This window comes from Pedobacter superstes (genome assembly GCF_037622515.1).
GTDB lineage: Bacteria > Bacteroidota > Bacteroidia > Sphingobacteriales > Sphingobacteriaceae > Paradesertivirga > Paradesertivirga superstes.
The window spans coordinates 901,696-916,466 of sequence record NZ_JBBJCN010000001.1; the positions used below are offsets into that span (position 1 = coordinate 901,696).

Here is a 14,771-nt window from a genome sequence, read left to right on the forward strand (position 1 = left end):
TAAAAAAAGAGAAATAAATATTACCGGAATTTTAACCCCAACATACCAAACTTAAGACCTTGGAAGAATACTAATGGTAATATCGGAATATAATTAAACTTATTGTTAAAATTTATACAATAATCATTGGGAAGTTTTCACTCTGTTATATACAGTGAGAATTGATTATTATTAAAAGGGAAATTGAAAACCCCGAAACCTGGTGGGCTAAACCTGCGCTGCTAAACCTGAAACATACTGGGAACCCTGTTTTACTCCCCGGCTTTCAAGAGCTTTATCAATAAATGTTTGAATCTGCGACTTCTTCACTCCCCAGTTAGGAGCAATTAGTAAATCAAAGTCGGCTATTCCAAACAACCGTTGAATTATTATATCAGGCCTTAATAACGGAATGAATGAAGCCAGAAAATCGGTATATTCTTCAAGGCTGAAAACTTTAAATGGCTCTCTTTTATACTGAACTCCCATAATAGAACCTTCAACGATGTGAAGATGGTGCAGCTTTACAAATTTTATTTGCGGAAAGCGGTTAATTTCATCAGCATAGCGCAGCATCATCTCTTTAGTTTCCCAGGGAAAACCAAAAATGGTATGCACACAAACTTCCAGAGGAGAGTTGTCGACAAGTTTTAAGGTTTGTTCAAGCTCTTCATGCGAACATCCTCTGTTAATACGCAAAAGAGTATCATTATATATAGACTCCATACCCATTTCAAGGTCTACATCTAAGCCTAAGTCAAGATAGCTTTCTAGTAATTTAACTTTTTCTGCATCAATACAATCCGGACGAGTTCCAACCGATAAACCAACTATATTTCCAGGCGATACACTTTCCGCGATATTGATCGCCTCATCATACATTACCTTTAAGTAATGCAGCGGCGCATAGGTATTAGTATTGGGCTGGAAATAAATAATAAACTTCTCTGCGGCATACCCTGTGATTGCACGATTTATACCGCGCTCTATTTGTTCGCGAATATTGGGAGTACTACGGGATAATTCGGGGGTAAACGAATCTACATTACAATATGAGCATCCACCGTATCCTTTACTTCCATCGCGATTGGGGCAAGTAAAACCTCCGTCAACGATAATTTTGAACACCCTTTTACCATTATATTTTTGCTTTAAGTAAGCTCCGTAATGATTATAAGGCTTCTGTCCAAAATCTAAAGGTGTACCCATTCAATTTATTTATTAATGATCTTTAATCAAATTAAATAAGCGATATCTTGTCAGATTTATTATCACTCACTAAATTATTTTACTTTTATCTTCTTTTGCAAAGATACAAATTCATAATGGTGAAAATTTAGCAGGATTTAGATGTTACGTATATATTATAAAAAGGACCGCCGTTTAGCTAAAGAAACCGACCTGGAGCTTTTGAGAGATATCCCTATCGAAAGTTTGATTTGGGTTGATCTTCAGAATCCTACTATTAAAGAGAAAATCACCATTGAAACCTTTTTTGACATTAAATATTCCTCTGAAGAAGAATCTCAGGAGATTGAAAGTTCATCACGTTTTAGCGAGCTTGAGGATGAAATTATAATAAATTCCAATTTCCTCTCCTTTCATGAAAAAGGTTTTTCTTACTGCCCTGTATCGATAATCCTGGAAAAAGGCATTTTATTTACCTATCGGGATGACAATTTAAAAACCTTTAGCGAATCTGTAAAAAGGATTAAAGCCAGTCCCGGGTCTTATACAAATGGTTTCCAGATTCTGCTTACTCTCCTGGAAACTTCCATCGACCTGGATGCAGACTTAATTGAAGGGTTGGCGAAGCAGATTGCAGATCTGAATAAGCAATTAATCTTGAAGAAAAACCGCCCCGATGAGGAAATTTTGATCCAATTATCTTTGTTTCAAAATGAGACCATGTCTTTAAGGGAAAATATAATAGATAAACAGCGCCTGATATCCTCCTTAATGAAGAGTAATATTTTCCCTGAAGAATATAAAGGCGTATTGCGAATTATGATCAGAGATATTAGTTCGATCCTTGAGCATAATAAATTTGCATTTGAAAGGCTGGAGTACCTGCAAAACACATTTATGGGTTTTGTAAATATTGAACAAAACAGGATTATTAAAATATTCACTGTTGCAACAGTTGCATTTATGCCCCCAACCCTCATAGCCAGTATATATGGCATGAATTTTAAGTTTATGCCAGAATTGAGCTGGAACTATGGCTATATATTGGCAATTCTGTTAATGGTTGCTTCTTCCGCTTTCACCCTGATATATTTCAAGAAAAAAAACTGGCTGTAGTAAAGGTCTAATCACGAGAAATTAAGACTAAACCTATTAATCGACAAGCTGTTTATATCTAATGATAAATTGGCGAATAGGTTGTTCAGGATTTCATTATAAGCACTGGAAAGGCACATTTTATCCTGAAGATTTAGCACATAGGAAATGGTTTAATCACTATTGCCAATTTTTTAATACTCTTGAATTAAATGTTACTTTTTATCGCTTTCCTCGGCTCTCCTTTCTGGAAAACTGGAGGTCAAAAAGTCCTGAAGGTTTTCGATTCGCTGTTAAAGCTCCGCGAGCTATAACTCATTACAAAAAATTCATTGGCACAACTGATCTGATAACGGATTTTTATAATACAATAAGAGAAGGCTTACAGGATAAATTGGGATGCGTATTATTTCAGCTGCCTCCAAATTTCCATTATTCAGAAGATCATTTGGCGAAAATCACAAGCAGTCTTGATAACAGTTTCCTAAATGTAGTTGAATTCCGACACGCAAGTTGGTGGACAGAAAATGTATATGAAAAACTAGCCTTGAAAAATATTAGCTTTTGCGGGATGAGCCATCCTACCCTTCCTCATGACATTATAAGCAATACTTCTTTGTTATATTACAGAATGCATGGTGAAGGCCAACTATACTCGTCAAATTATGAGAATCATCAACTTCAAAATTTCGTAACTGAAATAAAAACAAAAAAAAACATCAAAGACGCCTACATCTTTTTCAATAACGACATTCATACTTATGCGGTATATAATGCATTAGAGATGTTGAAAATGACGGAATAACAGCTTATCTAGTCCAGTAATGTAGCAAAGGCCCTTCATTTCCGAATACAGGATCCGTTTCAGGAGTTTTAACCGCTGCAATATTTTGAATGGCTTCTTGTCTTTCCTCTTCTTTGCCATATTTCATATCATACTCGTTTCCCTCAGGGTAAGCACCTATGCATAGAAAATCTTTGCTGCCATTTAAGTTCTTATGGGCAACTCCTGCCGGAATAATAACGACATCGCCGCGGGTTAATTCAACGCATGTTCCTTCCGTACCTCCTAAAATAATATCGGCAGTACCGCAAAATATACCTAAGACCTCATGAGTTGAACTGTGGTAATGATCGAACTCAAGAACTCCCCCTTCCCAGCTGTTCTTCCAATCGTTTTTTTTAAAAAGTTCGGCTACAGCATCTGAACTATCTCCCGGATGAAGATGCAAGGCTCCTTTATATACCAATACAGGCAACTTTGGATTATTGGGAAACCTGCCGTCATCTTCGAAAATATGAGTTGCAATATGTCCGTGTATTACTTCAGTTATATTCGCCATAATGTTATTATTGAACACTAATAACAGTTAAAATCATGATCTGATTTTTTTTATTTATTTTAAAATGATATTACATCATTTTATTCCTCTTGATTAAATAGGAATTCAATATTGGATAAAAACCTTCATTTATATCTGCATCCACTAAATCGATATGGTATTGAGTGCACCTTTGCTGAAGTACTTCACGGAAACTTTGAACGGATTCGGTATATGCCTCCTTAACCTGAGAAGGATGAATTTTTAGTTCTTCACCTGTTTCCATATCAACAAAATGATAAGGACGGTTTTCGAAATCAAAATCCAGCTCCTTTTTATGATCCAGCACATTAAAGATCACTACTTCATGCTTATTATATTTTAAATGCTGAAGCGCCGAAAAAATCTCATTTAAGCCCTGTTCAGTGGTTCCGGTTTCAAACATGTCACTAAATATAATTACCATGGATCGCTTATGAAGCAACTCGGCTATTTCGTGAAGTGAACTTGCAACGGATGTTGTCGCTTTTTTACTCTGCTGATTGACGAGCTTTTCAAGCTCAGCGAATAAATATTTTTGATGAACCGCCGTAGATTTCGCAGGAGTTGAAATGTGTAGCGTATCAGAAAAGCAACTTAAGCCAAAGGCATCACGCTGTTTTTTAAAAAGATAGATAAGTGATGCTGCAGAATAGACAGAAAAAAGGAGTTTATTGAATTGCTTTTCAGGAAAGTACATGGAAGAGGAAATATCCATAACTAACTGGCATCGCAAATTAGTTTCTTCTTCAAAACGCTTAACGAATAACTTATCAGTTCTTCCGTAAAGTTTCCAGTCGATATTTCTTATAGATTCTCCGCTATTGTACTGACGGTGTTCGGCAAACTCAACTGAAAATCCATGAAACGGACTTTTATGCAAGCCTGTTATAAAGCCTTCTACTACCTGGCGTGCAAGTAACTCAAGGTTTCCAAAATCTTGTAAGTCTCTATATGTATTTAATTCGGGAAGCATAATGCAATTTACGCTTTTAGAACTACCATTTTTGGAACTTATCGATCAAAAAAAAATCCATCCGTATTTTAACGAATGGATTTTTTTTGAGATGCCGAAAATCTAAGCGATCTGCTTACTTAACTTATCAGCAAGTACTGATTTTGGTACAGCACCTATTTGTTTATCTACAATTTCTCCGTTCTTGAAAAACAATAAAGCAGGGATATTGCGTATTCCAAATTTCATCGAAATTGCTGGATTATGGTCTACATTTACTTTACCTACAACGGCCTTACCTTCATATTCCTTTGCCAGTTCTTCAACCAGAGGACCAACCATGCGGCATGGACCACACCATTCTGCCCAAAAGTCTATAAGAACAGGTTTATCAGATCTCAACACTAATTCATCAAAATTTGCGTCTGTTATTTCTAAAGCCATGATATTTATTTTAAAATGTTATGAATTCAAAACTACATATACAAAAACCTAACCACAAATTTTGCAAGACATTCTGACAGGAGGATGATTATAGAGAAAATAACATGATTTTTTGAATAGACCCTTAAATAATATTTTATTTTTTTACTCCATCTTTTTTCGTCAAGAATTAATTCAACTTATAGGTAATATTCTGCAACTTATGAAGATGCTCCAGAAATTCATTACTTGGATATATTTTAACACTTTTTGAAGGCATTTCTACGGCAATAGTTTCTTCAGAATCAAAAACAGTAAATTTTAACTGACAGTTTCTCTGCGCGTTCTGTTCTGTATTTACCCTTACCAATTCATCCATTTCGGAAATGAATTCTTCTGATAATTGATGAAGAGGGAACTGTATCGTTAAACATTTAGACATTTTATCCCGTATTTCCGACAAAAGGTTAATGTTCGTAATTTTTAGCTCCCAATTATCTTTTTGCTTAAATCGTTCGCCTACCGTCCCTCTTACCTGCACGAAATAACCATCTGTAAAAAATTGTTTGAGCTTCACATAATCCTCCCCAAACAATACAACTTCAAAAGAATCGCTATAGTCCTCCAGGATCATTGAACCGAAAGGTTTACCATTTTTAGTGGTACGGTGCTGAGCATTTGAAACCAAACCTCCGATAACTAATTCACGGTTTTTTACTTTATTAAATTCTTCCGTATCAACTTCATTTAACTCTCCGCTTTTAGCGCGATTAATTAAGGCCAGATGCTTTACCTGAAAGGTGCAAAAATGCTCCATCTCAAATTTATAATTATCTAAGGGATGACCGGTTAGGTAAATACCAATCATATCTTTCTCGTATTTAAGCCGCTCAATTAATCCCCACTCCGGGCATTCCGGCATTTGAGGTTCAGAAATATGAGCATCTGATGTACCTCCAAACAGAGATACCTGAGAAGAATTTAAGCTATTCTGGTAATCATTATTATATTTAATTAACCGTTCAATACCGTTGTAAGGAATATTATCCGGTTTACAAAAAAACTGAGAACGGTTATATCCAAAACAATCGAATGCCCCGCTATAAACTAAGTTCTCGTAAACTTTCCTGCTAACGGTTCTTGAATTTACACGTTTGGCAAAATCATTAATTGTAGAATAAGGACCATTTGCAACACGCTCTTCAATAATACTTTCTACAGCCTTCTCTCCTATTCCTTTTATGCCCGACATTCCAAAACGAATCTCTCCCTTTTTATTTACAGCAAAGCGCAGATTAGATTCATTAATATCAGGACCAAGAACCGGAATTCCCATTTTTTTACTCTCCTCCATAAAGAAAGAGATCTTCTCCATGTTATTCTGATTGTTTAATACAGCTGCCATATACTCAGCCGGGTAATGCGCTTTTAAAAAGGCCGTTTGATAAGCTACAAAAGCATAACAGGTTGAATGGGACTTATTAAAAGCGTAAGATGCGAAGGCCTCCCAATCTGTCCAGATTTTAGAAAGCTGCTTTTCATCGTGACCTAATTTCTTAGCGTTTTCAATAAACTGAGGCTTCAGTTTATCAAGCATGTACCGGTCCTTTTTACCCATTGCTTTACGCAAAACGTCGGCATCACCTTTGGTAAAACCTGCCAGTTTCTGCGATAAAAGCATCACCTGTTCCTGATAAACGGTAATACCATATGTATCAGCAAGATATTCTTCCATATCAGGAAGGTCGTAGCTTACTGTTTCCCTGCCATGTTTCCGGGCAATAAAATTTGGAATATACTCAATCGGACCCGGACGGTATAATGCATTCATGGCGATCAGATCTTCAAACTTATCCGGCTTTAGCTCCCTGAGATACATCTGCATTCCATCGCTTTCAAACTGGAACGTTCCGTTGGTGTCGCCCTTCTGGTAAAGTTCAAACGTTTTCTGATCGTCAAGCGGAATATAATCTATATCAATTTCAACTCCATGATTTTCTTTGATCAGCTGAAGCGCATTTTTAATAATTGTAAGAGTCTTCAGACCCAAAAAGTCCATTTTTATGACTCCGGCATCCTCAATCACGCGACCGTCAAATTGAGTTACCAGAAGGTCTGAATCCTTCATCGTGGTAACGGGGATAATATCCGTTAAATCGTATGGGGCAATAATAATCCCGGCAGCATGAATTCCGGTATTTCGAACAGACCCTTCAAGCTTTTCTGCTTCCCTGAGCACTTTAGCACGGATATCATCACCCTTTAAAATATCTTTTAACTCGCCAACCTGGTCAAAAGCATCTTTTAAAGTAATTCCAAGAGTATCCGGAACGAGCTTTTTAAGCGCATTCACCTCCGATAAGGGAACGTCAAGCACACGGGCAACATCCTGAATACTGGTACGGGCAGCCATTGAACCGTAAGTTATAATCTGGGCAACCTGATTTTTACCGTATTTATCCACAACATAATCGATCACTTTCTGCCTGCCTTCATCATCAAAATCTGTATCAATATCGGGCATTGACTTTCTGTCGGGATTTAAAAAACGCTCAAAAAGGAGATTGTATTTAATGGGGTCGATATTCGTAATGGAAATACAATATGCCACCACAGAACCGGCGGCAGAACCACGACCTGGTCCAATAAATACACCTAAATCCCGTCCGGCTTTTATGAAATCAGAAACGATAAGGAAGTACCCGGCAAATCCCATAATTCTAATGGTATTCAGCTCAAAATCGAGTCGTTCCTGAATTTCGGGTGTAATATCCTGGTAGCGTCGCCGGGCGCCTTCCATTGTTAAATGCCGGAGGTATTCCCACTGGTTTAAAGTATCATCAGCATGAACTTTAAATTCGGAAGGAATCGGAAAATTGGGTAAAAGTATATCGCGTTTAAGTTTGAGATGCTCGACTTTGTCTACTATCTCATTGGTATTATCCAGAGCATGAGGTAAATCATGAAAAAGCTTAGCCATTTCGGCCTGGGTCTTAAAATAGAACTGATCATTTGGGAAACCAAAACGGTACCCCTTACCACCTTCTTCATCGGTAGCAATTGGCGTACTCTGCATATCACCGGTATTTACACAAAGTAAAATATCGTGCGCGTTTGAATCCTGCTGATCTACATAATGAGAATCGTTTGAGCAGATTATTTTAACATCATATTTTTTAGCAAACTTTAACAGAACATGATTTACTTTTTCCTGATCCGGAATATTATGACGCTGAAGTTCGATATAATAGTCCTCCCCAAATAGATCGAGCCACCACTTAAATTCTTTTTCAGCTTCCTCTTCGCCTTGCTTTAAAATTGCCTGGGGTACAGATGCACCAAGACAACAGGTAGTTGCAATTAACCCTTCGTGATACTTTAAAATGAGCTCTTTGTCAATACGGGGCCATTTGCTATAAAGGCCCTCCATAAATCCATAAGAACAAAGTTTTACCAGATTTTGATAACCTTTCGGATTCTTTGCCAGGAAAAGCTGATGACATCTTATATCCTTATTCTCTTTGGTAAACTGCTTTTTGTGCATGTCATCCACCACATAAAATTCGCAGCCTACAATAGGCTTTACATTATGCTTACCCGCCTCTGCCACAAATTTAAATGCGCCGAACATATTTCCATGATCGGTTATTGCCAGAGCTTTCATTCCATCAGCGGCAGCTTTCTTAAATAATTTAGAAATATCAGCAGCTCCATCAAGAAGTGAAAATTGAGTATGTACGTGTAAATGAGAGAAATCCGGCATCAGCTAAGCGTCAAAAAGAGTACATCGAATTTAAGGAAAAAATCCTGTGCGTGTACGGGTGTTGAAAAATTACTCCGGGAAAATCTAAAATTTTCAGAGTAAGAAGATCGGAATTATAACGACCTTCCAACGAAATTAATTGCCTGATAAAAAATCTTTATACCATATCCCCGAATCTTTCACTGTTCTTTCCTGGGTTTCAAAATCCACGTATATTAAGCCGAAACGGGGATGATAACCCTCGGCCCATTCAAAATTATCAGTTAAGGTCCAAACGAAGTAACCTTCCACCTTGCAGCCCTCACTTTTGGCTTTCAATACTTGAAAAAGATTATCTCTAATATATTCGGTTCTTTTATAATCATGTATTGACTCTCCTTCTAATACATCCGGAAAAGCTGCCCCATTTTCCGTTATCAGAATTTTCCTGATCTGAGGATATGCATCGAACTTCTTTATGATGTGATATATTGCCGGAGGGTATACCTCCCATTTCATTTCTGTTACCGGAACTCCTCTCTTCTCTGCTTTTACAATATTGGCCCCTATATAAGGTGTAAAAAAAGAGGATTGTACGATCTCTCGGGTGTAATTCTGCAAGCCGATGAAATCAAAATCAAAGAACATTGCACTTTCATCCCCGGGTCTGATGTATTTCTCAATCTTTCTCAAAACAGGCAAATCCTTGTGGGGATATCCGAGACCAAGGATAGGCTCTATAAAGGTGCGGTTCAATAAAGCATCGACGCGCTTTGCAGCCTCAATATTTCTTCCACTCTCAGATAAGGGTTCGATATGCGAGCACGAAAATGTAGTTCCTATATTTGCATCCGGCAGGGTGCTTCTCAATATTTTTGCTGATGCACTTGTGGAAAGAGTAACGTGATGTATCGCTGAAAGAAAGTTTTTGAGTCCGGTTTTTCCCGGGGCGTGTATTCCTAAAAAATATCCGGCGCCTGTAAAAACCGATGGTTCATTCATTACCATCCAATTTTTAACCCTGTCGCCAAAATTCTTTGCGCAAAGTTCCGTATAATCAGAGAACCAGTTTACAATATCTCTGTTCGTCCAGCCGCCTTCAAGTTCAAGAGCGTATGGCAGATCCCAGTGATATAAAGTTAACCAGGGATCGATTCCACATTCAAGAGAGTAGTCTATAACGCGATTGTAGTAGTCTATTCCGGGCTGATTGATCGCTCCCTGCCCCTTTGGCAGAACCCGGGACCAACTCACAGAGAAACGAAAGTTTGGGATGTTAAGATCCCGAATAAGCTGGATGTCTTGTTTATAACAGTTATAAAAATTGCAGGCTGTTTGCCCATGGTGGCTATCTTTAATATTTCCTTTACGGGAAGAAAAGACATCCCAAATGGAAAGGCCTTTGCCATCAATATTATGGGCACCTTCAATTTGGTAGGCCGCTGTGGCCACTCCCCAATTAAATTCGGCACCAAAATCTTCCCGCTTAAGGCTATCAGATTTCAATATATTCTTCATTAAAGATATAAATTCACAGAATGTTAATACTTATATCTGCTAAAATGATGTTAATTAATGAAGAAAAGAAGACTGCATCGCTTTTAAAAAAAGCCAATGTTTAAATGATGATATTAATCTGTATCCAATGAGTTTCATATGTATACTTTTGATGCTACATAATTAATCATTTGATATTAAGTCTTGATGCATTTAAGATTAACAAATATTAACCTGAGTTCGCCGAATCTCTTCACTGTCAGATATCCGTTTTCTCATAAACGGCTGCATCTTGAAGCGGTTCAGTCGATCTGGCATGGTGGGGTAAAGACGGGTCCTGATCAGTTAGCGTGCCGTTTCTGTATTTTTAAAAAAGTTTTCCGCCTGTTGTTTTCATCGTTAATTAGGAGATGACCTGTTTATCTTTTCACAATCATTAATGCTAAGTTCATATCTCTTTATAAATCGTAAGCTGCCTTGGTAGTAGATGAAAATGAAAGAAAATTAAAGTTTTTTTGAAATGTGATTTCTCACATCCGAAAGTACACTTTTCATACATTCAGTTTCTGAATTTTCAGACAAGTACGTATCTTTGTTTTAAACACACGTGCCATGACAACAAAATTAACATTAACTGTAGAACAGGACGTCATTAAAAAAGCGAAGGCGTACGCCAGGCAAACAGGAAGAAGCTTGTCAGAGTTAATTGAAAATTATTTGGAGACACTGACGGAGGAACACCGGGAGGCGAAGCAAATTTCTCCTAAGTTGAAGAAATTGGTGGGTTCGGTTAAGCTACCTGCAAATTTCGATGAAAAAAAAGAACTGGGCTCCTATTTTGAAAGCAAGCATTTATGAGGAATGTGTTTGTTGATACAAATATTCTGATTGATCTTCTTGCCGATAGACCGCCATTCAGTAAATTTGCAATAGAAATCTTTGATTTAGCCGAAAAAAAACAAGTCAAGCTCTTTACCTCCTCTCATACTTACGCAACTACACATTATTTATTAAAAAAACACATCGGTGAAAAAGAATTAAGAGAGCTGCTATATTCTTTGTTAGATTTTATTGACCTGATTTCCATCGATATTTCTATTATTAAAAAAAGCTTGTTATCTAATCATAAAGCCTTTGAAGATGCCATTCAAATATTAGCTGCAAATTCAATAGCGGATGTAGATTTTATCGTGACCAGAAACTTAAAAGATTTTAAAGATGCAGGGATAACTGTTTTACCACCTGATGAAGTGATCCGATTTTTGTAACCGGGCGTCTATCAGGGTATAAAAAAGTGTATGATCAAAGTCAGAAACTCGCGAAAGATGCAAGGAAAGTACCTAAAAGGTTATTTCTACAAAAAAACTGAAAGAACGAACTAAGGTTTGTTTTAAGGCGAAGAACTTTAATTGCATTATTGACAATTGTCAGGGGCCTCTAAAGGAACTCAGGTTATTATTAAACCACATTGCCAACCATTAAATCATTCAGATTGTATACCCCAGTTTACTAAAAAGCTTATACATCAACCATATCGGGCCATTTAGTAAAGATTTGATATTTGAGGAAAAGCCGGGTGTTTTACCTTCATATTTATACCCAAAAAACTGCAACATCAATCCAAGCATAAAAACGCCCAAACAAACAGCTCCCATTGTGGGCCAGTTTTGATTGGTGTGAAGCTTTTCTAATCCAACAATTCCTGCTGAGAATGCAAACACAAACAATAAAATACCGTAAGACAGAATAGGTGACAACTTATAATAGTAATATATTGAGAAGGCAATCAGGAAAGACGCCCAATTAACAAACCCATTATATTTTCCCAAAAATGATAAATTGGGGAAGGGAACAGACCACACTATACCGAGAATTCCGAAAGTTAATAAGGAAATACATATCCATTGAAGAGAGCTGTTAACAGGGTTTTTATGTGCTTCTGAAAAATCCTGGATTACAGTATGAATTTCTTTTTTTTCTATTTGCTTTTCTGCCATATGAAAAGCAAATATATTCAATATAATTATCCTGAATTTAAAAAAACATTAGCGGTTTTGAAAAAGAAAAAGGCGCTGATTTCTAAGCGCCTTTTTCTCTAATTACTTATAAAAAACTATTTCGCGTAAGAAACAGACCTTGTTTCACGTATTACAGTGACCTTGATCTGCCCCGGGTAGGTCATTTCGGTTTGAATTCTGTTTGAAATATCTGCTGCTAAAATCTCAGCCTGATCGTCTGTTACACGTTCACTTTCTACAACCACACGTAATTCACGTCCGGCTTGAATAGCAAAAGTCTTCTCAACACCCGGATAGGATAAAGCTAACTCCTCAAGCTCTTTTAAACGCTTGATATAACTTTCTACCACTTCCCGACGTGCACCCGGGCGAGCGCCCGAAATAGCATCACAAGCCTGGATAATTGGTGAGATCATCGAAGTCATTTCGATCTCATCATGGTGAGCCCCGATAGCATTGCAAACTTCAGGATGTTCCTTATATTTCTCGGCAAGCTGCATTCCCAAAATTGCATGTGGCAATTCAGGATTATCATCGGGAACTTTACCAATATCATGCAAGAGACCTGCACGTTTAGCCAGTTTAACGTTTAAGCCTAATTCTGAAGCCATTGTAGCACAGAAGTTCGCAACTTCACGTGAGTGCTGCAATAGATTCTGTCCATACGATGAACGATAACGCATTCTACCCACCATCCGGATTAACTCCGGATGCAGGCCATGAATTCCAAGGTCAATAACAGTACGCTCACCAATCTCTACTATTTCATCTTCGATTTGCTTACGTGTTTTTGCAACAACCTCTTCAATACGTGCGGGATGGATACGACCGTCTGTTACAAGGCGATGTAATGCCAGACGCGCAATCTCTCTCCTTACCGGATCAAACCCTGAAAGAATAATAGCCTCAGGCGTATCATCTACAATAATTTCCACACCTGTTGCCGCTTCCAGGGCACGAATATTACGTCCCTCTCTACCAATAACACGACCTTTAATTTCGTCGCTTTCAATATTAAATATCGAAACAGTATTTTCTATAGCAGCTTCGGTAGCGGTACGCTGAATAGTCTGAATAACAACTTTTTTGGCTTCTTTGCTTGCGGTTAACTTAGCTTCATCCACGATGTCCTTTATCTGCATCATGGCTTTAGAACGCGCTTCTTCTTTTAAAGAATCGACCAACTGGTTTCGTGCATCATTTGCTGATAATCCGGCTATAGTTTCGAGCTGGCTTATATGCTGATTTTTTAATACATCAACTTCTTCTTGTTTCTTAACGGCAATTTCTGTTTGCTTCTCAAGATTTTTCCGCTGATTATCAATATCCTGTTCTTTTTTATTAAGGTTCTCCAGGCGCTGATTCAACGACTGTTCCTTTTGCTTAACAGAATTTTCACGCTGATTTATTGTATTGTTTTTAGCGTTAATCTCCTGCTCATGCTCCCCTTTTAATTGAAGGAACTTCTCCTTAGCTTCTAAAAGTTTATTTTTCTTTAAAATTTCAGCATTATTTTCAGCGTCCTTTAATATCTTTTTTACTTTGTTCTGCGCTGCAACTTCCTGGCTTTTCAATAAGGATCGCAGCATAAAGCGCCCGATACCGATACCTACTACCAGTCCTAATAAAATGTATCCAATTATCTCCATAGTACTTTTTTCATAAAAAAACCGCAAATTAAACTAAGTCTCATGTATTGTAAAACTTCTGTAAGCACGATTAAGTCATAATCATAATCAACTGAAAACAGATGATTTGCATCTTTTGACTTCGTTATATTGAAGTGTTAAGTTTAATTAATAGTGAAACTTAATTTAACTGCGGTTAAATCTTTGCCCTAATATAAAGAACGTAAATTACTTAGAAAAGAAATTGTTAAGCATTTGATCTAACTGATAAACCTTATCGGCCACATCTGTATCTTCATCAACCCTTTTCTTATCGGCTTTTAATGTAGCAGTTGCATAATGCAATACACACATTGACAATAAATCTTGTTTATCCCTCACCGCATAATTGTCCTGAAACTCTTTTATACGGTCGTTTATAATCTTAGCTGCCCGCCTAATCATTTCTTCCTCTTCCATATTTACTCTTAAAGGGTAAACACGGTCAGCAATATTTATTTTAATGGAGATTTCTCCCATTTGGCTTTATTTCACTTTTATATTACTTTTTTAGCAATACAATGCACTTATCAATTTCTCGCACAAAATCGCTAATTTTTTGCTTTATATCAAGCGTTTTTTCATTACTAGATATTTGTGTCACTGCAATACCTTCTAAAGACCTTGCAAGCTTCAATGCTTTTAACTTTTCTTCCAGGTCAGAAATTTTAGATTTGTTGTTATCCAAGCTGGCTTCCAGTGCCTTATTCTCTTTTTTTAAAAGATTATTTTCTTCCTGTAATACTTCACACAGCTCGATAAGTTGCTGCGTTCTGTCAAGTACATTTGTTAATTGGCCTGCTAAGGACATGTTTCTTTGCTATTATTGATTGAATGAAAGGATGA

The 14,771-nt window shown here is 37.1% G+C and carries 14 protein-coding genes; 4 read left to right on the forward strand and 10 right to left on the reverse strand.

The features are described from left to right. Window positions 1-207 precede the first annotated feature (207 nt). Window positions 208-1,188, reverse strand: a complete 981-nt coding sequence (mnmL, locus tag WG906_RS03915; protein ID WP_339991215.1) for a tRNA modification radical SAM protein MnmL/YtqA — start codon at window positions 1,186-1,188, stop codon at window positions 208-210. 141 nt (window positions 1,189-1,329) lie between these two features. Here mnmL and corA point away from each other — a divergent pair, with 141 nt between their 5' ends. Both corA and WG906_RS03925 read left to right on the forward strand, forming a co-directional pair. Further along, on the forward strand, window positions 1,330-2,283 hold the full coding sequence (gene corA, locus WG906_RS03920) for a magnesium/cobalt transporter CorA (protein ID WP_339991216.1): 954 nt from the start codon (window positions 1,330-1,332) through the stop codon (window positions 2,281-2,283). A 61-nt stretch (window positions 2,284-2,344) separates the two neighbouring features. Continuing rightward, window positions 2,345-3,067, forward strand: coding sequence for a DUF72 domain-containing protein (locus WG906_RS03925; RefSeq protein WP_339991217.1), 723 nt, complete (start codon window positions 2,345-2,347; stop codon window positions 3,065-3,067). Window positions 3,068-3,071: 4 nt separating this feature from the next. Here the strand turns inward: WG906_RS03925 and WG906_RS03930 are convergent, their stop codons facing one another. The 5 genes from WG906_RS03930 to WG906_RS03950 form a co-directional block, all read right to left on the reverse strand. Then, complete coding sequence (locus tag WG906_RS03930) at window positions 3,072-3,605, reverse strand: hypothetical protein (RefSeq protein WP_339991218.1); 534 nt, start codon at window positions 3,603-3,605, stop codon at window positions 3,072-3,074. Window positions 3,606-3,675: 70 nt separating this feature from the next. Continuing rightward, window positions 3,676-4,599 (reverse strand): DUF58 domain-containing protein, encoded by a 924-nt coding sequence (locus WG906_RS03935; RefSeq protein ID WP_339991219.1) that lies wholly within the window; start codon window positions 4,597-4,599, stop codon window positions 3,676-3,678. Window positions 4,600-4,701: 102 nt separating this feature from the next. Further along, complete coding sequence (gene trxA / locus WG906_RS03940; RefSeq protein WP_339991220.1) at window positions 4,702-5,022, reverse strand: thioredoxin; 321 nt, start codon at window positions 5,020-5,022, stop codon at window positions 4,702-4,704. 169 nt (window positions 5,023-5,191) lie between these two features. Beyond that, window positions 5,192-8,764 carry a DNA polymerase III subunit alpha gene (gene dnaE / locus WG906_RS03945; protein ID WP_339991221.1) on the reverse strand — a complete coding sequence of 1,191 codons (3,573 nt, stop codon included), beginning with the start codon at window positions 8,762-8,764 and terminating at the stop codon, window positions 5,192-5,194. Window positions 8,765-8,899: 135 nt separating this feature from the next. Beyond that, window positions 8,900-10,261 (reverse strand): GH1 family beta-glucosidase, encoded by a 1,362-nt coding sequence (locus tag WG906_RS03950; protein WP_339991222.1) that lies wholly within the window; start codon window positions 10,259-10,261, stop codon window positions 8,900-8,902. A 591-nt stretch (window positions 10,262-10,852) separates the two neighbouring features. Between WG906_RS03950 and WG906_RS03955 the strand changes: the two genes are divergently transcribed. Both WG906_RS03955 and WG906_RS03960 read left to right on the forward strand, forming a co-directional pair. Next, window positions 10,853-11,098, forward strand: coding sequence for a DUF6364 family protein (locus WG906_RS03955; protein ID WP_339991223.1), 246 nt, complete (start codon window positions 10,853-10,855; stop codon window positions 11,096-11,098). Further along, window positions 11,095-11,508: a type II toxin-antitoxin system VapC family toxin gene (locus WG906_RS03960; RefSeq protein WP_339991224.1), complete on the forward strand. Its 414-nt coding sequence runs from the start codon at window positions 11,095-11,097 to the stop codon at window positions 11,506-11,508. The genes WG906_RS03955 and WG906_RS03960 overlap by 4 nt, the downstream gene beginning before the upstream one ends. Before the next feature lie 219 nt (window positions 11,509-11,727). On the opposite strand, the gene WG906_RS03965 is transcribed toward WG906_RS03960, so the two are convergent. The 4 genes from WG906_RS03965 to WG906_RS03980 form a co-directional block, all read right to left on the reverse strand. Then, complete coding sequence (locus WG906_RS03965) at window positions 11,728-12,237, reverse strand: Mpo1 family 2-hydroxy fatty acid dioxygenase (RefSeq protein WP_339991225.1); 510 nt, start codon at window positions 12,235-12,237, stop codon at window positions 11,728-11,730. A gap of 116 nt (window positions 12,238-12,353) precedes the next feature. Further along, a complete protein-coding gene (rny, locus tag WG906_RS03970) occupies window positions 12,354-13,907 on the reverse strand; it encodes a ribonuclease Y (RefSeq protein ID WP_339991226.1) in 1,554 nt (517 codons plus the stop codon). A gap of 207 nt (window positions 13,908-14,114) precedes the next feature. After that, window positions 14,115-14,405: a cell division protein ZapA gene (locus WG906_RS03975; RefSeq protein ID WP_339991227.1), complete on the reverse strand. Its 291-nt coding sequence runs from the start codon at window positions 14,403-14,405 to the stop codon at window positions 14,115-14,117. A gap of 22 nt (window positions 14,406-14,427) precedes the next feature. Beyond that, entirely contained in the window at window positions 14,428-14,736 is a 309-nt protein-coding gene (locus WG906_RS03980) for a hypothetical protein (RefSeq protein WP_339991228.1), read from the reverse strand. Between the last annotated feature and the right edge of the window lie 35 nt (window positions 14,737-14,771).

Coding starts and splice junctions, on each gene's coding strand:
- WG906_RS03935 (WP_339991219.1), bottom strand. CDS start 4,599: ATGCTTCCCGAATTAAATACATATAGAGACTTACAAGATTTTGGAAAC.
- WG906_RS03930 (WP_339991218.1), bottom strand. CDS start 3,605: ATGGCGAATATAACTGAAGTAATACACGGACATATTGCAACTCATATT.
- WG906_RS03980 (WP_339991228.1), bottom strand. CDS start 14,736: ATGTCCTTAGCAGGCCAATTAACAAATGTACTTGACAGAACGCAGCAA.
- mnmL (WP_339991215.1), bottom strand. CDS start 1,188: ATGGGTACACCTTTAGATTTTGGACAGAAGCCTTATAATCATTACGGA.
- rny (WP_339991226.1), bottom strand. CDS start 13,907: ATGGAGATAATTGGATACATTTTATTAGGACTGGTAGTAGGTATCGGT.
- corA (WP_339991216.1), top strand. CDS start 1,330: ATGTTACGTATATATTATAAAAAGGACCGCCGTTTAGCTAAAGAAACC.
- WG906_RS03950 (WP_339991222.1), bottom strand. CDS start 10,261: ATGAAGAATATATTGAAATCTGATAGCCTTAAGCGGGAAGATTTTGGT.
- WG906_RS03925 (WP_339991217.1), top strand. CDS start 2,345: ATGATAAATTGGCGAATAGGTTGTTCAGGATTTCATTATAAGCACTGG.
- WG906_RS03965 (WP_339991225.1), bottom strand. CDS start 12,237: ATGGCAGAAAAGCAAATAGAAAAAAAAGAAATTCATACTGTAATCCAG.
- WG906_RS03960 (WP_339991224.1), top strand. CDS start 11,095: ATGAGGAATGTGTTTGTTGATACAAATATTCTGATTGATCTTCTTGCC.
- dnaE (WP_339991221.1), bottom strand. CDS start 8,764: ATGCCGGATTTCTCTCATTTACACGTACATACTCAATTTTCACTTCTT.
- WG906_RS03955 (WP_339991223.1), top strand. CDS start 10,853: ATGACAACAAAATTAACATTAACTGTAGAACAGGACGTCATTAAAAAA.
- WG906_RS03975 (WP_339991227.1), bottom strand. CDS start 14,405: ATGGGAGAAATCTCCATTAAAATAAATATTGCTGACCGTGTTTACCCT.
- trxA (WP_339991220.1), bottom strand. CDS start 5,022: ATGGCTTTAGAAATAACAGACGCAAATTTTGATGAATTAGTGTTGAGA.